The organism is Streptomyces rectiviolaceus, from assembly GCF_039533825.1.
Lineage (GTDB): Bacteria > Actinomycetota > Actinomycetes > Streptomycetales > Streptomycetaceae > Streptomyces > Streptomyces rectiviolaceus.
Genome location: NZ_BAAAUG010000124.1, coordinates 6,238 through 25,230 on the forward strand (window position 1 = coordinate 6,238; position 18,993 = coordinate 25,230).

The following is an 18,993-nucleotide window of genomic DNA, read 5'->3' on the forward strand; positions in this document are numbered from 1 at the left end:
AGGCCGGCGCCCGCCGAGAGGTAGCTGTCGAGCCACCCCTCGGCGGACTCCGGTCCCCAGGCGGGGGTGAGCCCGGTGATCGTGGTGCCGGGGGCGGCGGCGTCCCGTGCACCTGCCACGATCTCCTCGGTCATCGCCCGGGTCGTGTTGCAGTTGGTGACGACGATGCGCACTAGCCCTCCACCGCATCCGCGAGCGCCGCCGTCCGCTCGGCGCGGCACAGCACGGCGTAGAGCAGCGCGGCCGTGGCGGTCCCGATGAACCAGGAGTACGGCGCCACGTAGTCGAAGAACGGCACAAGCGCGCACACCGCCGCGAACCCGGCCGTCGGCACGAACGCCGCGAGCGCCTTCGGGTTGACGCCCTTCTTGTAGTAGTACGGCGATCCCGGCTCTGCCTTGAAGAGCGCTTCGGCGTCGATGCGTCCGCGCTTCACCCAGAAGTAGTCGACCGCGATGATCCCGAACAGCGGCCCCAGGAAGGCGCCGAGTCCGCCGAGGAAGTAGTTCACGACGGTCGGGTTGGAGTAGAGGTTCCACGGCGTGACGAGCAGCGCGGCGACCGTGGAGATGATCCCGCCGATCTTGAAGGTGATCTTCTGCGGCCAGACATTGGCGAGGTCGTACGCGGGCGAGACGAAGTTGGCCACGATGTTCACGCCCATCGTGGCGACGGCGAAGGTGAGCGCCCCGAAGATCAGCACCCAGGTGTTGCCGATCTCGGCGACCAGTTCGGCGGGGTCGGTGATGGCCTTGCCGAAGACCTCCAGGCTGCCCGCGGTGACGATGACGGAGAGGATCACGAAGGCCGTGGAGTTGATGGGAAGGCCCCAGAAGTTGCCGCGCTTGACGGTGCGGTAGTCGGGGGCGAAGCGCGAGAAGTCGCAGAAGTTGAGCATCAGCGTGCCGTAGGTGGCGAGGATGAGACCGATGGCGCCGAACCACTGCCGCACCTGCTCGCCGGTGGAGACCGGGTTCGGGGTGCTGGTGAGCGAGATGGTCCACCCGGCCTTCCAGAGGATCCACACGGCGAGGGCGATCATCACGACCCAGATCGCGGGCCCGCAGAAGTCCTGGAACTTCCGTACGGATTCCATGCCTCGGGTCATGATCAGCCCCTGCGCCAGCCAGAGCGCGACGAACGAACACCAGCCGAGGGCGTGCAGCCCGAGGAAGGAGTGCTCGGTCCACGCGTCGAGCCCCGGGAAGGCGGCGATCAGCATGACATTGACCGCGATGGAGGCCAGATAGGTCTGGATTCCGTACCACATGATGGCGATCACGGCCCGGATCAGGGCGGGGATGTTGGCGCCCCAGACACCGAAGCTGATGCGGCTGACGACGGGGAACGGCACGCCGTGGCGCTGGCCGATGCGCCCCATCATGTTCATCCCGACGTAGATGAGCACGAAGCCGACGAGGAGCGAGGTGAAGATCTGCCACACATTCAGACCGAGGACCAACAGACCGGCCGCGAACGTGTAGTTGCCGAGGTTGTGGACGTCGGACATCCACAGGGCGAAGAGGTCGAAGACCTTCCACTTGCGTTCGGCGGAGGGGGCGAGGTCTTCGTTGGTGAGGCGGGGATCGGGCACGAAGTCGGTCGCGGCGCCTGGGGCGTCGGCGCGCTGGGTGAGGGACACGGGGCCTCCTGCGAAAGGGGACGGAGGTTGCGGCGTCCTTTGGTATACCAAAGTTTGGTATACCAAAGATTCCGTCATGCTCCCGCCCTCAGCCGCGCCCGGCAATGTCCGTACGGTTACGAATCGGTAAATCGATGCGGGGTTCGGCAATGATGGGTCCCATGACGACCGTGGAGCAGCCGCTGGCCGCCGTGCGCGAACGTGTGCTCGCCGAGCTGCGGCAGGAGATCATCGCCGGACGCCTCGGCCCGGGCGACCGCCTGGTCGAACGGGAGCTTGCCGAGCGCCTGGGGGTGTCCAGGGTCCCGGTCCGCGAGGCGATCCGGGCCCTGGTGGCCGAGGGCTTCGTCACCTTCGAGACCCCGCGCAGGACCGTGGTCCGCCGCCTCACACGTACCGATGTGACCGAACTCTTCGAACTGCGCGAGGCGTTGGAGGTGTTCGCGGCGGGGCGCGCGGCGGAACGCGCCACGGAGGAGGGCCTCGCGGAACTGTCCGCCCTGCTCGACAGCGCCGCGAAGGCGACGCGCACGGCGGACGCGGAGGCGATCACGGACATCAACACGCGCTTCCACGACCGCCTCCTGGCGATGGCGGGGAACGGTCTGCTGACGTCGGTCATGGAACCGGTGGACGGCCGGCTGCGGTGGATGACGCGACGCAACGAGGAGTGGACGCATCTCCTTGCGGAGCACCGGGAGTTGTACGAGGCGGTGGCTTCGGGGGATGCGGGGCGCGCGCGGGACGTGGCGCTGGCGCATGTGCGGACCAATTACCGGTCTACGGTGCGGCATCTGTTCGGCGAGGAGCAGGAATAGCCCCCCTCCTCCCCCGACCTCCCCCGCGTACTGTCATCACCGGCTTCGCCGAGTTCGTCCTCAACCGCCGGACGGGCTGAATGATCTCGGCCGGGCTGGATATGTCCAGCCCGGATGGGGGTCCCCCCTGCTCTCTAAGAGCTTGGGGGAGATTGAGGCCCTCCAGCCCCGCAGGGACCGCCCTCACCCCACCCGATACCGATCCGTCGCCGCCACCAGCTCCTCCGCGATCCCCCGCGCCCCCGCGTTGTGCCCGACATCCCCCACAAGGATCAACTCACTGCCGGGCCAAGCGCTTTGAAGCCGCCAGGGAATCCCCACCAGATTCCCGAAGTCGAGAGTCCCCTGCACCAGGGTCCCCGGAATCCCGGCCAGCGCCCCCGCATCCCGCAGGACGACCTCGTCCCCGCCCAGCCAATGGTCGTGGGCGAAGTAGTGCGTGACGGTCCGGGCGAATCCCGCCCGGAAGGCCTCGTCCTCGTACCGGGGAACAGAACGAGGCGCCTGCGACGCGAACGCCGTCTCCCAGTCGGTCCACGCCCGCGCGGCGGCAGCCCGCACCTCCGCATCCGGCGACTCAAGCAGCCGGTTGTACGCAGCGGCCAGATCCCCGTCCCGCTCCCTCTCCGGGACCCTGTCCCGGAACGCCTCCCACGCAGCGGGAAAGATCTGCCCGAGCCCCCGGGTCAGCAGCTCGACCTCGGCCCGGCTCCCCGTGGCGAGCCCCGTGAGCACCAGCTCCGACACCCGCTCGGGGTGCGTCTGCGCGTACCGGAGCCCCAGCACCGATCCCCAGGACCCGCCCCACACCAGCCACCGCTCGATCCCCAGGTGCCGCCGCAACAGCTCCAGGTCGGCCAGCAGATGCCCCGTCGTGTTGACGCTCATGTCGGTACGGGGATCACTCGCGGGCGGCGTCGAACGCCCGCACCCGCGCTGGTCCAGGAGCACCACGCGATACGCGTCAGGGTCGAAGTACCGCCGGAAGAACGGCGTGCACCCCGACCCCGGCCCCCCGTGCAGCACCACCGCCGGCTTGCCCAGCGGATTGCCGCAGACCTCCCAGTACACGCGGTTTCCGTCGCCGACTTCGAGCATGCCGTGGTCGTACGGCTCGATCTCCGGATAAAGGCCCATCGGCCGAAGATAGCCCGCGCACCGCACGCCCCACAGGCCACTCGGTTACCCGGCCCGCAGCCCCCGCATCCGCCCGTAGGCGTACACACATCCCGCGAGCGCGAGATCCGAGAGCAGCATGAATCCGATCGAGTACGAGTCCTTGGCGCTGTAGATCGCCCCCATGACCAGCGGCGGGACGAAGCCTCCAAGGCCTCCCATCGCTCCCACGATGCCCGTCACGGATCCGACCTGTGCCTGTGGCGTCACCTGTGAGACGAGCGCGAAGACACTGCCGCTCGCCGTGCCGAGCCCCGCCGCCATGACCAGGAAGCAGATCGTGCCGCCCGGATTCAGCGACGGTTCGAAGGCCTGCGCGATGGCGAAGACCGCGACGACGGCCAGCGCGAACGAGGTGACCGTCGCCGGGTGGATCCGGTCGGAGAGCCAGCCGCCGATGGGGCGGAAGATGACGGTGACCAGTGCGAAACCGGCCGCCTTCGTGCCCGCTTCCGTGGGCGAGAGGTCGTACCAGGTCTTCAGATACGTGGGCAGATAGACCCCGAAGGCGACGATCCCGCCGAACCCGATCGCGTACAGCGCGGACAGCTCCCACGTCACCCGCAGTCGCCCGGCCTCCCCGAGCCGGGTCGTGAGCGGGCTCGTCGGCACCGGCCGGTCGGGCCTGTCGGTGATGAGCAGCGCCGCGATCACCGCGAACGCGGCGAGGGCGATCGCCACGACCAGGAACGGCAGGTTCTCGCCGTGCTTGGCGATCCGCGGCGTGAAGTACCCGGAGAGCGCCACGCCTCCCATGCCCATCCCGAAGACGCCAAGGGCGAAACCGCGGTGCGCGGGCGGGAACCAGGAGTTGACCAGTGGGATGCCGATCGCGAACGTCGTTCCGCCGAGGCCGAGCAGGAAGCCGACCGCGAGCATCGCGACGTAGTTGTCCTTGGCCGGAATGATCAGCAGCACCGGCACGATCGTGAGCGCCGAGATCAGCGGGAACATCCGCTTGGCGCCGTAGCGGTCGGTGAGCGCGCCGACCGGGACGCGGCCCAGCGAGCCGACGATGACCGGCACGGCCACAAGGAGGGACTGCGCGAACGACGAGAGTCCGAGCCGGTCCCCGAAGTCGCTGCCGAGCGGCGCGATGAGGTCCCACGCCCAGAAGGTGAGCGTGAACCCGACCGTGGCCACGGCGAGATTGCGGTACGCGGCAGCCGAAGGCCGAGCGGCTACAGCTGGTGAGTTGGTTGTCATGTCATCACCGCTCCGAGCGCCACGAAGACGCAGATCAGTACGAACAGAATGGCGAGCAGCGGCCAGACGAAGCGCAGGTACTTGTCGTAGCCGACTTTCGCGAGCGCGACGCCACCGATGGTCACGGCAGTGGTCGGCACCCACAGGTTCATCCAGCCGCTCGCGGCCTGCCATGCGGTGACGACGACCGAGCGCGAGACCCCGGCGAAGTCGGCGAGCGGGGCGAGGATCGGCATGGCGAGGGTCGCGTGGCCGGAGGTGGAGGGGATCAGGAAGGCCAGCGGCAGGTTCACGACGAAGACGATGATCGCGAAGAGGCCGGACGACGTGCCCTTCACGACGCCCTCGATCGAGTGCAGGACGGTGTCGGTGACCTTCGAGTTGTTCATGATCACCGTGACGCCGCGCGCGAGCACGATCACAAGGGCGGGCGAGATGAAGTCGGCCGCGCCCTGGGTGATCGTCGAGCTGAGCTTCTGCTCGCCCATCCGCGCCACGCACCCGACGAGCACGGCAGCGCAGAGGAAGAGCGCGGCCAGCTGCGGGAAGGACCACCCGAGTTCGAAGCCGTACGGCTTCGCGTCCGCGTCGCCCGTGAGCGCGCTCGCCCAGGGCACCACGGAGAAGATCATGAAGGCGAAGACCAGCGCGACCACGACGAGGATGGCCTTGTGCAGGCGCGTCAGCTCCGGCACCTCGCCCGCGTCGGCGGCGGTCTGCTCGCGGTCACCGGGCAGGAAACCGCTGAGGGAGCGTTCCGGGTTCTTCTGTACGCGCTTCGCGTAGTGGATGACGTAGGCGATGGTGACCGCGGTCAGGACGATCCACATCACGAACCGCAGCACGATGCCGTCGCCGAGCGAGATGTCCGCGGCGGAAGAGGCGACTCCGGTGGCGAACGGGTTGACCGTCGAGCAGAGCACGCCGATCCCGGCCCCCAGGATGATCGCGCCGACCGCGACCATCCGGTCATAGCCGAGGGCGAGCATCAGGGGCACGATCAGGCCGTAGAAGCCGAGCGTCTCCTCCGCGAATCCCTCGACCGTGCCGAGGACGGAGAAGACGAGCATCACGCCCGCGATCAGCATCGCGCCGCGCTCGCGCAGCCGGTGGGCGAGGCGGCCGATGCCTCGGTCGAGGGCGCCGGTGGCGAAGACGACGGTGATGAACGCGCCGATGGCGAGCACGAAGAGGAACACGCCCGCGCTGCCGTACAGCTCACCGGCCATGTCGGGCCCGACGACGCCCGACTTCTCGTCCTGGATGCCGTACAGGCCGTTGACCGGGGCGAGGAAGAGGTCGTTCAGCCGGTCGACGAAGCTCTGGCCCGAGTCGACACGGTGGTAGCTGCCCTCGACCGGGGCGCCCTTGTCGTTGCGGTCGTAGGCGCCGGACGGGATGAGGAAGGCGAGCAGCCAGACGGCCACCGTGACGATCGCGAGGATGGTCAGGGCGCTGGGGAAGGTGAACTTGCGTTTGTGCTGCGGCTCTTCGGTTCCGGGATCGGCCGCGGTGGTACTCATGCGCGGCGCTCCCCGGCGGCATCGGAGCCGGAGCCGGAGCCACCGAAGTCGGCGGCGTACTCACGCACGAAGGCAGCCATGGCCACGACCGTGTTGCGCAGCTCGGAGAAGAGGACGCGTTCGTTCGGGGCGTGCAGGTTGCACATGCTGTCCTGGGCGCCGAAGAGCAGGACCTCGGCGCCGGGTGCCGCCTTCGCGAGGCCGTTGACCAGAGGGATGGAGCCGCCGGTCGCCACGAACGAGGCGTCCTCGCCCCAGGCCTCCTTGAGCGCGGCGCGCGCGGCGCGGTAGGCGGGGCCGCCGGTGGCCGCCTCGTAGCCGGGGCCCGTGTCGCCGGGCGTGACGGTGAGGTGGACTCCGAACGGTGTGAGCGAGCGCAGGTGATCGACCAGCTTGCCCTGCGCCTCCTTCGGGTCCTGGCGGGGGTGGAAGCGGAGGTTCAACTTGGCGCGTGCGTACGGCACGACGGCCGACGCGGCATGTTCGACGCTCGGCGCGTCCAGGCCGATCACCGTGATCGCGGGGCCGCTCCAGAGCCGCTCGCCCAGGCTGCCGCTGCCGACGAGCGGCACCCCGTCGCGCACACCGGCGAGCGAGCGGAACTCGTCCTCCGTGTAGCTCGTGCCGCTCCAGTCCTCGCGCCGCAGCCCCTCCACGGCCACATCGCCGTGTACGTCGTGCAGGGTGGCCAGGGCCTTGAGGAGGACGAGCAGCGCGTCGGGCGCCGCGCCCCCGAACTCCCCGCTGTGGCGCGGCTCGTCGAGGGTGCGCACCTCGACGACGACCTCGGACGCGCCGCGCAGGGCGGTGGTGAGGGTGGGGGTGCCGGGCCGGAGGTTGCCGAGGTCGGCGACCACCATGGCATCGCAGGCGAACCGCTCCGGGTCGGTGGGCGGATAGTCGTCGAAGGCGCTGCCGTACTCCTCCTGCCCCTCGATGACGATCTTGATCCCGACGGGCGGGCGGCCGCCGTAGGCCCGCAGCATTCCCAGGTGCGCGATGACGTTGGACTTGTCGTCCGCGATGCCGCGGGCGCGCAGGCCGCTCCCCGCCTCGTCGATGGGAGTCGGCTCGAAGGGCGGCGACTTCCACAGGCTCTCGTCGCCGGGCGGCTGGACGTCGTAGTGGCCGTAGAGCAGGACCGTCGGCGCGTCGGGGGTCGGCGGCGGGATCTCCCCGTAGATCACGGGTGCGGTGTCCGGCAGGTCGAGCCGCTCGACGGTCGGGACCCCCGCTCCCCGCAACAGCTCGACCAGCAGATCGTGCGCCTCCCGCACCGGCGCGGCCGGGTAGCCGGGGAAGGCGATCGAGGGGATCGCCGCGAGCCGTTCGAGGTCGGCGCGCAACGTGTCCATCAGGTCATCGACGGTGGCTTCGAGCTTCATAGGCGGCACCCCTGGGTCTGCATCCGGCTTTGTGGTGATTAGCCCGAATTATCAGACTCCGAGGCGAACGGTTCCCGAACGGCTCGCCGTGCGGGCAGGATGCCGCACGGCTGTCGCATTGCTGCGGCGCAGCGCCCGCCCTGCTGAGCTGCCATGCCCGCGAGGTGCCGCACAGGCATCACGACCCCGGCCCTGAACCGCCGGGCAGGCACTAAAGTCGGGGTATGGCTTCGGAGACTTCAGGTGGTGGCGCGGGTACAGGCGGTGTCGCGGGCGGGGGTTCCGTGCGGATCGACGCCTGGATCTGGTCCGTACGCCTGGTCAAGACCCGCGCCATGGGCGCGGCCGCCTGCAAGGGCGGCCATGTGCGGGTCAACGGCGAGCGTGTGAAGCCCGCTTACGGCGTGCACGTCGGCGACGAGGTGCGCCTGCGCCACGCGGGCGGCCGCGAACACGTCGTCGTCGTCAAACGCCTCATCCGCAAGCGCGTAGGCCCTCCGGTGGCCATCGAGTGCTACATCGACAACAGTCCTCCCCCGCCGCCCCGCGAGGCAGTGGCCCCCGCCGGGGTGCGGGACCGCGGAACGGGCCGCCCCACCAAGCGCGACCGCCGGGAGATGGAACGGCTGCGCGGCTCCGAGGGCTAGCCACGGGCCCGTCCCCGCATGGAAGGCCCACCGGCGTTACCCGGTGGGCCTTCGACACGGGGACGGAACTCCGGCCCGGTGCGCCGCGTTTCACTCCCCGCGCCGCAGGAGGAGACGGACGAGCTCCGCCGTCTGCCCGCGCCGCGCCCAGGCGATCCACGCCAGCGGCAGGATCAGGATCAGCGGCGTGGCGGCGTTCTCCCCGCCGAGCGCGGCGACGCTCACGATGAACGCACCGGCCATCAGCCCGATGAGAGCCGTCGCGCCGACGGAACTGAGCACCGGAACCAACAGCGCGATCCCACCGAGCACCTCCAGCGCGCCGATCGTGTACATCCCCGGATCGCCCCACCCGAGCTTCTCGAAGGCCTCGACCGCCGTCGGGTGCGCGATCAGCTTCGGCACCCCACTGGCGAGGCCGAAGAACAGGGCGAGCACCACCTGGAGCGTGCGCAGCGTGATGCGGACGGAGCGGCGGCCGGCGAGGGCGGAGCCCTCGGTGGCGGCGGAGCCCTCGGTGGCGGCGGAGCCCTCGGTGGCGGCGGTGCGGACGGTGGCGGTGGTGGCTGTGGTCATGGTGATCTCCTCGGTGAGCAGGGGCTGTTGTGCTGTCACCGAGATAGACCGGCCCGCCCCGCGGAACTCATCGCCCGAGCGGCACACCATCTCCGCGGGGCGTTACGCCACCTGCCCACCCCATCCCGCGCCACCGCCTCCCCCATCCGCGCAATCCAAGCCCTCTGCGGACCCGCCTCAGCGAACCGGAACCGCCCGTACCCAAATCCCGTCCTCCGTCAGGTACTTGTCGACCCTCAGCCCGGCCTCCTCCAGCGCCTGCTCGAACTGCTCCTTCGTGAGCGGCCGGGCGCGGAACGTCTGGGTCCATACGGCGTCCGGGAAGACGTACTCCGCGCGGACCTCGTCCACCCCCTCGCCCACGGGCTCCGCCGACAAGATCCGCACCGTGTACCCAGCGGGGTCGACCCGCTCCCTCGGCAGGTTCGTGTGGTAGTCCGCGCCCTCCCGCTGGATCAGCACACAGCCGTCGTCCGTCACATGGCTCCGACAGGCCCGCAGCATCCCGCGCCGCACCGACACATCGCCGTTGTGCACAAGGAACGATGCGAGCATCACCACCTCGAACCGCTCTTCCAGGTCGAGCTTCTCGATCGGGCTCCGGATCGTGCGCACCCGCCCGTCGAGCGCGGAGACCTTCTCCAGCATCTCGGCGGACTCGTCCACGGCCGTGATCCGGAACCCGCGCTCGAGCAGTGGCCGCGTCACCCGCCCCGCACCGCTGCCCAGCTCCAGAATGTGCGCCCCGGCCGGCACCGCACCGGCGATGACATCGGGTTCGTCCCCGACGGCCAGGCGGGCGTACAGGTCCACCGCGCAGCCGTCCGGCGTGATCGCTCCGGGGCCCGTCCCCTCGTATCCCTCACGCATCTCAGCAGTCATGCCCCGTCAACGAAGCGTTTCGGGGGCCCGTTCCCACCTCTCCCCGTGGCCCCGCGATCTACAACGGGAACCAGCCATGCTCCACATACCAATGGCCTCCCGCCCGCAAGTGATCCCCCACGGCCCTCTCCACCCTTGTCCGCCTTGGCAGTTCGGCCACCGGGAGGTCCTGGTCGCCGAAGACGAAGGCGACGGGAACGCTGTCCTCCGGCTCGCGCTCATAGCCCGCCGCCGGGCGGAAGCGCTCCTGGAAGCGGACGATGTTCGCGTCCGTCGGCAGATACCGCTTCAGCTGCGGATCGAGCAGCCAGGAGTGGCACACGGCTGTCTCATATCGCTCCATCGGGAAGTGCCGCGCGAAGAACTCCCGCGCCAGCGCCATCGACCGATCACAGGCCTCCGGGGAGAGCGGCCCCCGGAAGTCGGTTATGTGGAGGTTCAGACAGGGGTCACCGCGGCCCGCGGAATGCCCCGCCGCGGCCACCGCCCCGCCCATCCGCTCCCCCAGCACGGCGCGCTGGAACTGCAGCCTCCCCAGTTGGTAGAGCTCACCCCGGAAATGCAGGGAGTTCCAGCTCGGGTGCAGCAGCCCGGGACCGCCGCGCGCCCTGCGGTGCACCGCGATGTGCCGTCCGAGGTCGGCGAGCGTACGGCGGGAGATGTCGTCCGGGATGCCGTGGCTCCGGTGATAGGCGCGTACGTACGGCAGCGCCGCCACGAAGACGTACACGTAGAAGAAGGTGCCGAGCGCACCCAGCTCCACGGGCAGTGCGGGGTATTGGGGGCCCGCGCCAGGCTTCCCCATGTCCCGCACCGTTCCGGCGAGGCTGCGGTCGAGCAGCCACCGCGCCTCCGGGTCCCCCACAAGACGCCGGCGCAGGGCCACCAGGTCGTTGATGTCCTCGTGCGGCACCGCCAGGTCGAGCAGCACGTCCGGCAGCTCGTCCGCCGAGGGCAGCACCGCCTCGGCCCGTGGCGCCTCGGCGCCCTCGAGATCCTTCAGCCACGCGGCGAGCCGCTCGTCCGCCCTCGCCCGGTTCCTCAGTACGTCCAGCACAGCCTTACCCCCGATCGACACATCTACGATCTTGAAGCCTCCGGCCCTTCCGGTCCACCACCCACGGGTGGATCCTGGAAGGTGGAGAAGCACAGGGAGCAGGGTGGAGAGGGTGGAGAAGGGCGAGGAGAGGGGGGAGGGAGGAGAGGGAGGAGATGACCTCTCATGATGCGCACAGGCAGTGAGCCGGTGACCGCGCGCAGTCCTCTGCGGATGCGCTTCTGGTTCAGCGTGTGGGGTCTGATCTGGGCCACGTTCGGCACCGTCGCCTTCGCCCTCGTGGGACGCCCCGAATGGGCGGCGGCCTGCGGCGTGCTGTGGCTGATCGTCACCGCCGACATGGCGGTGATCCTGCACCACATCCACCAGGGGCCGCACTACCAGCCGGGCCGCGACATCCCGCCGTACGACCCCCCGAGGACCGGCTAACCGTCGGCGCCCGCGCCGTCGCCGTCGTCGAAGCGCGCCGCCGCCAAATACTCCGGCTGCGGATCGAGCGCCGCGGCGAGGCGGAAGTGGCGCCGGGCCTGGTCGGGCCGCGCCCCGCGTTCGTAGGTGCGGGCCAGCGCGAAATGGGCGAACGCGTTGTCCGGTTCGCGCTCCAGGACGATGCTGAACTCGAGCTCGGCAGCGCGCAGTTGAGCGGCGGCGAAGAAGGCACGGGCCCGCAGCAGCCGCGCGGCCGTGTTCTCGGGGTGGGCCGCGATGACCGTGTCGAGCAGCTTCACCGCGCCTCGTGGATCCCGCGCGGCAAGGAGCTGCTCCGCCGCACGGAAGTCGATGACATGGGTCTCCGGGGTAATTTCGGGCACGCGTGACTCCTTCCCTCGCTGCTCTGTGTCAACGCCCGTCACGCCGACGCCTATTCCGTCAGTTCCACTCGCAGCCTCACAGCGCCAGGACCGTCAGCACAAGCCCGAGCAGCAGCACCGCCGCGCCCGCCGCCACGAATCCCCGGTCGATGCCCCGGCGCTCGCGCCCCAGCACGACGGCCTCCCGCGGGTCGTCGCTGTCGTACGCGATGCGCACCCGGTCCCCCGGGGCGAGCGTCCGCTTTCTGCTCGGTGGCACCGGCGACACCACCTCGACGACCCGCCCGTCCCCCGTCTCGAACTGCAGCATCGGCCGCTCGGCACCCGGCTGCACCGCCTTGACCAGCGCCTGCGCCACCTCGCCCGCGTTCGTTATGTGCCGGGTCTGCCGCAGGCCGTACGCTCCGGCCAGCAGAGCGACCAGGCCGCCCAGGGCGGTGAAGACCGCCAGTACGACCACTCCCCGCCTCCCTCTAGGCCGTCCGCGCCCGCCGCGCGAGGTCCGCCCATACGGCACCGACCCGCTGCTCCAGGCCCTCCAGCGGGCCGTCGTTGTCGATCACGACGTCCGCGATCTCCAGACGCTTCTCGCGCGTCGCCTGGGCGGCCATCCGCGCGCGGGCGTCCTCCTCGCTCATGCCGCGCAGCCGCACGAGACGCTCCAGCTGGGTCTCGGGGCTCGCGTCGACGACGACCACGAGGTCGTAGAGCGGCGCGAGGGCGTTCTCCGCGAGCAGCGGCACATCATGGATGACCACCGCGTCCTTGGCGGCCGCCCCCTCCAGCTCTGCGGAGCGGGCGCCGACCAGCGGGTGCACGATCGAGTTCAGGACGGCGAGCTTCTGCGGGTCGGCGAAGACGATCGAGCCCAGCTTCGGCCGGTCGAGGGTGCCGTCCGGAGCGAGGATCTCCCGGCCGAAGGCCTCAACGACCTTCGCCAGGCCCGGAGTTCCCGGCTCCACCACTTCCCGCGCGATCTTGTCGGAGTCGATCAGCACGGCTCCGGACGCGACGAGGAGACGCGATACTTCACTCTTGCCGGCGCCGATACCGCCGGTCAGGCCCACCTTCAGCATGACCGGCAGCTTAGGGGGTGGCTTTACTCTCCGCCCCCTCGACTACGCATTGGCCACGCCTGCCGCCTCGGCTACGCGTCGCCCTCACGCTCGGCGAGGAAGCGCTCGAATTCCTGGCCGATCTCGTCGGCCGACGGGATGTCCACGGGCTCCGCGAGCATGTTGCCGCGCGCGTCGGCGCCCGCCGCCGCGTCGTACTGGTGCTCAAGTCCCTGCACGAGGGCGACCAGTTCCTCGTCGCCCTCCTGGATCTGCCGGTCGATCTCGGTCTGGGTGCGGTGCGCCTCGGTGCGCAGGCCGTGCGCGACGGTCGGCAGCACGAGGCCCGTCGCGGCGGTGATCGCCTCCAGGACCGTGAGAGCGGCGTCCGGGTACGCGGAGCGCGCGATGTAGTGCGGGACGTGCGCGGCGACACCGAGCACGTCGTGACCCGCCTCCAGGAGGCGGTACTCGACGAGCGAAGCCGCGCTGCCCGGCACCTGCGCCTCGTCGAAGGGGCTGCGATGTCCGGGCACCAGGTCGGTGCGGTTGCCGTGCGGCGTGAGGCCCACGGGCCGGGTGTGCGGCACGCCCATGGGAATGCCGTGGAAGTTCACCGAGAGGCGCACGCCGAGCCGCTCGACGATCTGTCCGATCGCCGCGGCGAAGCGCTCCCACTCGATGTCGGGCTCGGGCCCGGAGAGCAGCAGGAAGGGCGCGCCCGTGGCGTCCTGGAGCAGCCGCACGTCGAGCGTGGGCACCTCGTAGTCGGTCCAGCGGTCGCGCCGGAACGTGAGCAGCGGGCGGCGCGCGCGGTAGTCGACGAGCCGGTCGTGATCGAAGCTCGCCACCACCTGACCGGGCAGGCTGTCCGTGAGCCGTTCGACGATCTGGTCGCCGGTTTCGCCCGCGTCGATGTAGCCGTCGAAGTGGTAGAGCATGACCAGTCCGGCCGATTCCTGGGCGAGCGCCATGTCGACGACGGCGAGGCCCTTCGGCTCCCATGCGTACAAACCCTGCGGATCAAGCACTGTGACCGCTCCTCGCCCTCTTCGTCGTGACTCGTACAGCAGAACGCCTGCCAGGGCGTGGGCATTCCCTCCTCCGTCTCTTCACAGCGGCTTCTTACGTCACGTTGAACAGCTGCGAGGGGAGCCCGAGTTCGCGTCAGCGGCCGGGCTCACACCCCAGGCTGGTCCAGACCTTGACGCGAACATGACCCACCTCTACGTTCATGTGCACACCCAGTGTTCACGTACAAGAACCGGAGGGTCACCCCACATGCGCACCCGACGCACCCTGCTCATCTCCGCACTCACAGCGCTCACCGCACTCGCCGCGAGTGCCGTCACCGGAGGCCTGGCCGTCGTGGCCACCGCCTCCCCCGTCTCGAACGCCGCCGAGACCATCGAGGTCTCCACGGCGGCCGAGCTCAAGTCCGCGCTCACCAGCGCCTCCCCGGGCGACACGATCCACCTCGCCGACGGCACGTACACCGGAAACTTCAAGGCGAGCACAGCCGCGAGCTCAGGCGCCCGCATCACCCTGACCGGCTCCTCGAAGGCGGTGCTCACGGCGGGCGGCGGATACGGCCTCCACCTGAACGGCGCCTCCTACTGGACGGTGAAGGGCCTCACCGTCACGGGCGGCCAGAAAGGCATCATGATCGACTCCGCGAAGGGCGTCACCGTCGACACCGTCACGGTCCACGGCCTCGACATGGAGGGCGTCCACTTCCGGAAGTCGAGCACCGACGGCGTCATCAAGGGCTCGAAGATCTACGACACCGGCAACGACGGCCGCGGCATGGGAGAGGGCGTCTACGTGGGCAGCGCCAACACGCTCTCCGACAAGAGCGACCACGTACAGATCCTGAACAACACGATCGGCCCCGACGTGGGCGGCGAGGCCATCGACATCAAGGAAGGCACCACCGGCGGCAAGGTCACCGGCAACACCTTCGACGGCAAGGGCCTGACCGGCAACCACTACGACGACTCGTGGATCGACGTGAAGGGCAACAACTACGTCATCGAGAACAACACCGGCAAGAACACCACGAACAACGGCTACGAGACCCACAGCCAGCAGTCCGGCTGGGGCTGCGGCACGGTGTTCCGCGGCAACAAGTCGAACCTGTCCGGCTCGACGGGCGACAAGCAGCTGGCGATCAACGTGACCAACTTCAGCGGCAGCTGCAAGACGACGGTGTACGCGAGCAACACGGTGACGGGCGGCAAGGGCCTGACGAACATCACGGTGACTCCGTAACGCCTGCCGGGGCGCCCCGTCAGGGGCGCGGGGAACTGCGCGCCCAGCCCCCACCGGCGCGCAGCAGACAGCGGCCCCGGCCCCGGCCCCCCGGAGACGCACTGCGGGCCCGCACCCCCGAAGGGATGCGGGCCCGCAGTATTCAGCTGCTACAACCGCCTAGAGGCGAGCCTCAGCTCTGGCCGCCGGCGAGCTTCTCGCGCAGCGCGGCAAGCGCCTCGTCCGACGCCAGGGCGCCGGAGTTGTCGTCCGACTCCGAGGAGTACGAACCGCCGCCGCCACCGCCACCGCTGCCACCGGCAGCCGGGGCACCGGTCGAGGAAGCGGGAGCCGCAGCGCCCTCTGCCTCGGCCTGGGCGTCCGCCTCGCGGGACTTGATGACCTGGGCCTGGTGCTGCTCGAAGCGCGTCTGCGCCTCGGCGTACTGACCCTCCCAAGCCTCACGCTGGGTCTCGAAGCCCTCGAGCCAGTCGTTCGTCTCGGGGTCGAAGCCCTCGGGGTAGATGTAGTTGCCCTGGTCGTCGTAGGACGCGGCCATGCCGTACAGGGTCGGGTCGAACTCGACGGCCGACGGGTCGGCGCCGAAGGACTCGTTGGCCTGCTTCAGCGACAGCGAGATCCGGCGACGCTCGAGGTCGATGTCGATGACCTTGACGAAGATCTCGTCGTTGACCTGGACGACCTGCTCCGGGATCTCCACGTGGCGCTCGGCCAGCTCGGAGATGTGGACCAGGCCCTCGATGCCCTCGTCGACGCGCACGAACGCACCGAACGGAACGAGCTTGGTGACCTTACCGGGAACAACCTGCCCGATCTGGTGCGTGCGGGCGAACTGCTGCCACGGGTCTTCCTGCGTCGCCTTGAGCGACAGGGACACGCGCTCGCGGTCCATGTCCACGTCGAGAACCTCGACGGTGACTTCCTGGCCGACCTCGACAACCTCGGAGGGGTGGTCGATGTGCTTCCAGGAAAGCTCGGAGACGTGCACGAGACCGTCGACGCCGCCGAGGTCCACGAACGCACCGAAGTTGACGATCGAGGAAACGACGCCGGAGCGGACCTGGCCCTTCTGCAGGGTCGTGAGGAAGGTCTGACGGACCTCGCTCTGGGTCTGCTCGAGCCAGGCACGGCGGGACAGGACCACGTTGTTGCGGTTCTTGTCCAGCTCGATGATCTTGGCCTCGAGCTCCTTGCCCACGTAGGGCTGGAGGTCGCGGACGCGGCGCATCTCGACGAGGGAAGCCGGCAGGAAGCCACGGAGGCCGATGTCGAGGATGAGACCACCCTTGACGACCTCGATGACGGTACCGGTGACGATGCCGTCTTCTTCCTTGATCTTCTCGATCGTGCCCCAGGCACGCTCGTACTGAGCGCGCTTCTTGGACAGGATCAGACGGCCTTCCTTGTCCTCCTTCTGGAGAACCAGGGCCTCGATCTCGTCACCAACCGCGACGACCTCGTTCGGGTCGACGTCGTGCTTGATGGAGAGCTCGCGGCTCGGGATGACGCCTTCGGTCTTGTAACCGATGTCGAGCAGGACCTCGTCCCGGTCGACCTTCACGATGACGCCGTCGACGATGTCGCCGTCGTTGAAGTACTTGATCGTCTCGTCGATCGCGGCGAGGAAGGCTTCCTCGTTACCGATGTCGTTGACCGCTACCTGCGGCGTGGTGGCGGTGGTCTCGGTGCTGCTCGTCATGTGGGAAAGGGCTCCGGTACGGACGGTGAGTCGTAGGTACTGCTAGCGCCGGAGCCGATTTCGCTCTGAAGAAGCCGGACAGCCTGGGAAGCGCCGATTCCTGAGTTTCCGAAGAAACGGAAGGCGCCTCGACAACCGAGGGGACATACAACAGACGCGAGCGCATCCTGCTAGGTCTGAGGAGGGCAGGCTCGCAGCGCAACTTGTAGCATACGGGGGCAGCCGGACACGGTCAATGCGCGAAGGCGCACACCCAGGGCGGAACGCCGCATACCCGGCACAAATGCTGTCGCATGAGGCCACACGGGCCGCACAGCGCCCTGCCGCAGCCGCTTTCGGCCCGCCTCGCCACCGTCCCGCTGCGAGGAGCACCGACCAGCCCCGCCGAGCCAGACGGAAGAGTACGACGATGGAGCCGATCATCCAAGAGTCCGAGCTGCCCGAGACGCCCGAACCGGAAGCAACCCGCCGTGACGCCGATGTCACGGAGAGCAGTCGCGCCAATCGCGGCTGGTGGGACAGGAACGCGGACGACTACCAGATCGAGCACGGCACCTTCCTGGGTGACGACCGCTTCGTGTGGGGTCCCGAAGGGCTCGACGAGGTGGAGGCCGAGCTGCTCGGTCCGCCCGAGGAGCTGAAGGGCAAGGACATCCTGGAGATCGGCGCGGGTGCGGCGCAGTGCTCGCGCTGGCTCGCCGCGCAGGGCGCGCGCCCGGTCGCCCTCGACCTCTCCCACCGGCAGCTGCAGCACGCGCTGCGGATCGGCGGCGGGGTGCCGCTGGTGGAGGCGGACGCGGGGGCGCTGCCATTCGCGGACGGCAGCTTCGACCTCGTGTGCTCGGCCTACGGAGCGATGCCGTTCGTGGCCGATCCGGTGCGGGTGCTCAAGGACGTGCACCGCGTGCTGCGGCCCGGCGGCCGCTTCGTGTTCTCGGCGACGCACCCGATGCGCTGGGCCTTCCCCGACGAGCCGGGGCCCGAGGGTCTGTCGGTCGCGGCCTCCTACTTCGACCGCACTCCTTATGTAGAGCAGGACGAGGAAGGAAACGCCGTCTACGTGGAGCACCATCGGACGATCGGCGACCGGGTGCGGGACGTGGTGGCCGGAGGTTTCCGCCTCGTCGATCTGGTGGAGCCGGAGTGGCCCGCGTGGAACACCCAGGAGTGGGGCGGCTGGTCCCCGTTGCGCGGAAATCTGATCCCGGGGTCGGCGATCTTCGTCTGCGTACGAGACTGAGTGCGTGATCCGTCTCCGTAACGACGCCCTGGACCTGCCCGTACGCAGCGCGCTGCCCGCTCTGCGTTCCGCTCTGGAGCGGCCGGGAAGCGCCGTGCTGTGCGCGCCTCCCGGTACGGGCAAGACGACGCTGGTGCCGCTGGCCCTCGCGGGGCTTCTCGGGGACGGGCCTGTACGTCGTGTGGTGGTCGCCGAGCCCCGGCGCATCGCCGCTCGGGCCGCCGCGCGGCGGATGGCCTGGCTGCTCGGCGAGAAGGTCGGGGAGAGCGTCGGGTACACGGTGCGCGGTGAGCGTGTGGTGGGCCGCCACGCGCGCGTGGAGGTCGTCACCACGGGTGTCCTGTTGCAACGGCTGCAGCGAGACCAGGAGTTGACCGGTGTTGATGTGGTGATCATCGACGAGTGTCATGAGCGGCATCTCGACGCCGACACCGTGGCGGCGTTCCTGGTCGATGTGCGGGCGGCGCTGCGGCCCGAGCTGCGCCTTGTGGCCGCGTCCGCGACGACGGACGCGCAGGGGTGGGCGCGGATCCTCGGGGACGCGCCCGTGGTGGAGGCACACGGCACCTCGTATCCGGTCGAGGTCGTCTGGGCGCCGCCCGTACGTCCGGTGCGGCCGCCGCACGGGATGCGGGTGGATCCGGCGCTGCTCACGCATGTGGCTTCGGTGGTGCGGCGGGCGCTTGCCGAGCGGGACGGGGACGTGCTGTGCTTCCTGCCCGGTGTCGGTGAGATCGCGCGCGTGGCCGGGCAGTTGGGGGACGCGCCCGCAGAGGTCCTGCAAGTGCACGGGCGGGCGCCCGCGGCGGTGCAGGACGCGGTGCTCGCGGGCTCGGCGGGAGGCGCGCGGCGGGTGGTCCTCGCGACGTCGGTGGCGGAGTCGTCCCTGACGGTGCCAGGGGTGCGAGTCGTCGTCGACTCGGGGCTCGCGCGTGAGCCCCGCGTCGACCACGCGCGCGGGCTGAGCGCGCTGACGACCGTACGGGCTTCGCAGGCGGCCGGCC

Annotated in this window: 19 protein-coding genes and 1 pseudogene; 6 read left to right on the forward strand and 14 right to left on the reverse strand. The window is 69.8% G+C overall.

The window, feature by feature from the left end; all coding sequences use genetic code 11:
• Window positions 1-173 (reverse strand): annotated as a pseudogene (locus tag ABD378_RS30690) (aspartate/glutamate racemase family protein); the annotation flags it as partial.
• Window positions 173-1,642 (reverse strand): NCS1 family nucleobase:cation symporter-1, encoded by a 1,470-nt coding sequence (locus ABD378_RS30695; protein WP_344526091.1) that lies wholly within the window; start codon window positions 1,640-1,642, stop codon window positions 173-175. The gene ABD378_RS30695 and the pseudogene ABD378_RS30690, both read right to left, overlap by 1 nt.
• A gap of 161 nt (window positions 1,643-1,803) precedes the next feature.
• On the opposite strand from ABD378_RS30695, the gene ABD378_RS30700 reads away from it, so the two are divergent.
• Window positions 1,804-2,460 carry a GntR family transcriptional regulator gene (locus ABD378_RS30700; RefSeq protein ID WP_344526093.1) on the forward strand — a complete coding sequence of 219 codons (657 nt, stop codon included), beginning with the start codon at window positions 1,804-1,806 and terminating at the stop codon, window positions 2,458-2,460.
• Between the two features lie 183 nt (window positions 2,461-2,643).
• On the opposite strand, the gene pip is transcribed toward ABD378_RS30700, so the two are convergent.
• From pip to ABD378_RS30720, 4 genes are read right to left on the reverse strand one after another with little or no spacing between them, the layout of a single operon-like run.
• Window positions 2,644-3,597, reverse strand: a complete 954-nt coding sequence (pip, locus tag ABD378_RS30705; protein ID WP_344526095.1) for a prolyl aminopeptidase — start codon at window positions 3,595-3,597, stop codon at window positions 2,644-2,646.
• 45 nt (window positions 3,598-3,642) lie between these two features.
• Window positions 3,643-4,842 carry an MFS transporter gene (locus ABD378_RS30710; RefSeq protein WP_344526097.1) on the reverse strand — a complete coding sequence of 400 codons (1,200 nt, stop codon included), beginning with the start codon at window positions 4,840-4,842 and terminating at the stop codon, window positions 3,643-3,645.
• Window positions 4,839-6,365 (reverse strand): YfcC family protein, encoded by a 1,527-nt coding sequence (locus tag ABD378_RS30715; RefSeq protein ID WP_344526099.1) that lies wholly within the window; start codon window positions 6,363-6,365, stop codon window positions 4,839-4,841. Before ABD378_RS30715 ends, ABD378_RS30710 begins: the two co-directional genes overlap by 4 nt.
• Window positions 6,362-7,750, reverse strand: a complete 1,389-nt coding sequence (locus tag ABD378_RS30720) for a M20/M25/M40 family metallo-hydrolase (protein WP_344526101.1) — start codon at window positions 7,748-7,750, stop codon at window positions 6,362-6,364. Before ABD378_RS30720 ends, ABD378_RS30715 begins: the two co-directional genes overlap by 4 nt.
• Before the next feature lie 224 nt (window positions 7,751-7,974).
• On the opposite strand from ABD378_RS30720, the gene ABD378_RS30725 reads away from it, so the two are divergent.
• On the forward strand, window positions 7,975-8,397 hold the full coding sequence (locus ABD378_RS30725; protein ID WP_344526103.1) for an RNA-binding S4 domain-containing protein: 423 nt from the start codon (window positions 7,975-7,977) through the stop codon (window positions 8,395-8,397).
• A 90-nt stretch (window positions 8,398-8,487) separates the two neighbouring features.
• On the opposite strand, the gene ABD378_RS30730 is transcribed toward ABD378_RS30725, so the two are convergent.
• The 3 genes from ABD378_RS30730 to ABD378_RS30740 all read right to left on the reverse strand — a co-directional run bounded on the left by ABD378_RS30730 (window position 8,488) and on the right by ABD378_RS30740 (window position 10,816).
• Window positions 8,488-8,973: a DoxX family protein gene (locus ABD378_RS30730; protein WP_344526105.1), complete on the reverse strand. Its 486-nt coding sequence runs from the start codon at window positions 8,971-8,973 to the stop codon at window positions 8,488-8,490.
• A 177-nt stretch (window positions 8,974-9,150) separates the two neighbouring features.
• Complete coding sequence (locus ABD378_RS30735) at window positions 9,151-9,843, reverse strand: class I SAM-dependent methyltransferase (protein ID WP_344526187.1); 693 nt, start codon at window positions 9,841-9,843, stop codon at window positions 9,151-9,153.
• Between the two features lie 70 nt (window positions 9,844-9,913).
• On the reverse strand, window positions 9,914-10,816 hold the full coding sequence (locus tag ABD378_RS30740) for an acyltransferase domain-containing protein (protein WP_344526189.1): 903 nt from the start codon (window positions 10,814-10,816) through the stop codon (window positions 9,914-9,916).
• A gap of 264 nt (window positions 10,817-11,080) precedes the next feature.
• On the opposite strand from ABD378_RS30740, the gene ABD378_RS30745 reads away from it, so the two are divergent.
• Window positions 11,081-11,341, forward strand: coding sequence for a DUF6343 family protein (locus tag ABD378_RS30745; RefSeq protein WP_344526191.1), 261 nt, complete (start codon window positions 11,081-11,083; stop codon window positions 11,339-11,341).
• Here ABD378_RS30745 and ABD378_RS30750 read toward each other — a convergent pair.
• The 4 genes from ABD378_RS30750 to ABD378_RS30765 form a co-directional block, all read right to left on the reverse strand.
• Complete coding sequence (locus ABD378_RS30750) at window positions 11,338-11,724, reverse strand: tetratricopeptide repeat protein (protein WP_344526107.1); 387 nt, start codon at window positions 11,722-11,724, stop codon at window positions 11,338-11,340. The genes ABD378_RS30745 and ABD378_RS30750 overlap by 4 nt on opposite strands.
• Window positions 11,725-11,800: 76 nt before the next feature.
• Window positions 11,801-12,184, reverse strand: a complete 384-nt coding sequence (locus tag ABD378_RS30755; RefSeq protein ID WP_344526109.1) for a DUF3592 domain-containing protein — start codon at window positions 12,182-12,184, stop codon at window positions 11,801-11,803.
• A 13-nt stretch (window positions 12,185-12,197) separates the two neighbouring features.
• Complete coding sequence (gene coaE / locus ABD378_RS30760) at window positions 12,198-12,800, reverse strand: dephospho-CoA kinase (protein ID WP_344526111.1); 603 nt, start codon at window positions 12,798-12,800, stop codon at window positions 12,198-12,200.
• A 71-nt stretch (window positions 12,801-12,871) separates the two neighbouring features.
• The gene (locus ABD378_RS30765; protein WP_344526113.1) at window positions 12,872-13,810 is read right to left on the reverse strand and encodes a PAC2 family protein; all 939 of its coding nucleotides are present in this window, start codon (window positions 13,808-13,810) and stop codon (window positions 12,872-12,874) included.
• 250 nt (window positions 13,811-14,060) lie between these two features.
• Between ABD378_RS30765 and ABD378_RS30770 the strand changes: the two genes are divergently transcribed.
• Window positions 14,061-15,050 carry a right-handed parallel beta-helix repeat-containing protein gene (locus tag ABD378_RS30770; protein WP_344526115.1) on the forward strand — a complete coding sequence of 330 codons (990 nt, stop codon included), beginning with the start codon at window positions 14,061-14,063 and terminating at the stop codon, window positions 15,048-15,050.
• Between the two features lie 172 nt (window positions 15,051-15,222).
• Here the strand turns inward: ABD378_RS30770 and rpsA are convergent, their stop codons facing one another.
• Complete coding sequence (gene rpsA / locus ABD378_RS30775; protein WP_344526117.1) at window positions 15,223-16,749, reverse strand: 30S ribosomal protein S1; 1,527 nt, start codon at window positions 16,747-16,749, stop codon at window positions 15,223-15,225.
• Between the two features lie 409 nt (window positions 16,750-17,158).
• On the opposite strand from rpsA, the gene ABD378_RS30780 reads away from it, so the two are divergent.
• Both ABD378_RS30780 and ABD378_RS30785 read left to right on the forward strand, forming a co-directional pair.
• Window positions 17,159-17,989, forward strand: coding sequence for a class I SAM-dependent methyltransferase (locus ABD378_RS30780; RefSeq protein ID WP_344526119.1), 831 nt, complete (start codon window positions 17,159-17,161; stop codon window positions 17,987-17,989).
• Window positions 17,990-17,993: 4 nt separating this feature from the next.
• Window positions 17,994-18,993, forward strand: a 1,000-nt coding sequence (locus tag ABD378_RS30785; protein WP_344526121.1) for a DEAD/DEAH box helicase, incomplete at its 3' end; no start/stop codon positions are given.

Coding starts and splice junctions, on each gene's coding strand:
- ABD378_RS30745 (WP_344526191.1), top strand. CDS start 11,081: ATGCGCACAGGCAGTGAGCCGGTGACCGCGCGCAGTCCTCTGCGGATG.
- ABD378_RS30770 (WP_344526115.1), top strand. CDS start 14,061: ATGCGCACCCGACGCACCCTGCTCATCTCCGCACTCACAGCGCTCACC.
- ABD378_RS30780 (WP_344526119.1), top strand. CDS start 17,159: ATGGAGCCGATCATCCAAGAGTCCGAGCTGCCCGAGACGCCCGAACCG.
- ABD378_RS30735 (WP_344526187.1), bottom strand. CDS start 9,843: ATGCGTGAGGGATACGAGGGGACGGGCCCCGGAGCGATCACGCCGGAC.
- ABD378_RS30720 (WP_344526101.1), bottom strand. CDS start 7,750: ATGAAGCTCGAAGCCACCGTCGATGACCTGATGGACACGTTGCGCGCC.
- ABD378_RS30725 (WP_344526103.1), top strand. CDS start 7,975: ATGGCTTCGGAGACTTCAGGTGGTGGCGCGGGTACAGGCGGTGTCGCG.
- ABD378_RS30710 (WP_344526097.1), bottom strand. CDS start 4,842: ATGACAACCAACTCACCAGCTGTAGCCGCTCGGCCTTCGGCTGCCGCG.
- coaE (WP_344526111.1), bottom strand. CDS start 12,800: ATGCTGAAGGTGGGCCTGACCGGCGGTATCGGCGCCGGCAAGAGTGAA.
- ABD378_RS30700 (WP_344526093.1), top strand. CDS start 1,804: ATGACGACCGTGGAGCAGCCGCTGGCCGCCGTGCGCGAACGTGTGCTC.
- ABD378_RS30730 (WP_344526105.1), bottom strand. CDS start 8,973: ATGACCACAGCCACCACCGCCACCGTCCGCACCGCCGCCACCGAGGGC.
- ABD378_RS30715 (WP_344526099.1), bottom strand. CDS start 6,365: ATGAGTACCACCGCGGCCGATCCCGGAACCGAAGAGCCGCAGCACAAA.
- rpsA (WP_344526117.1), bottom strand. CDS start 16,749: ATGACGAGCAGCACCGAGACCACCGCCACCACGCCGCAGGTAGCGGTC.
- pip (WP_344526095.1), bottom strand. CDS start 3,597: ATGGGCCTTTATCCGGAGATCGAGCCGTACGACCACGGCATGCTCGAA.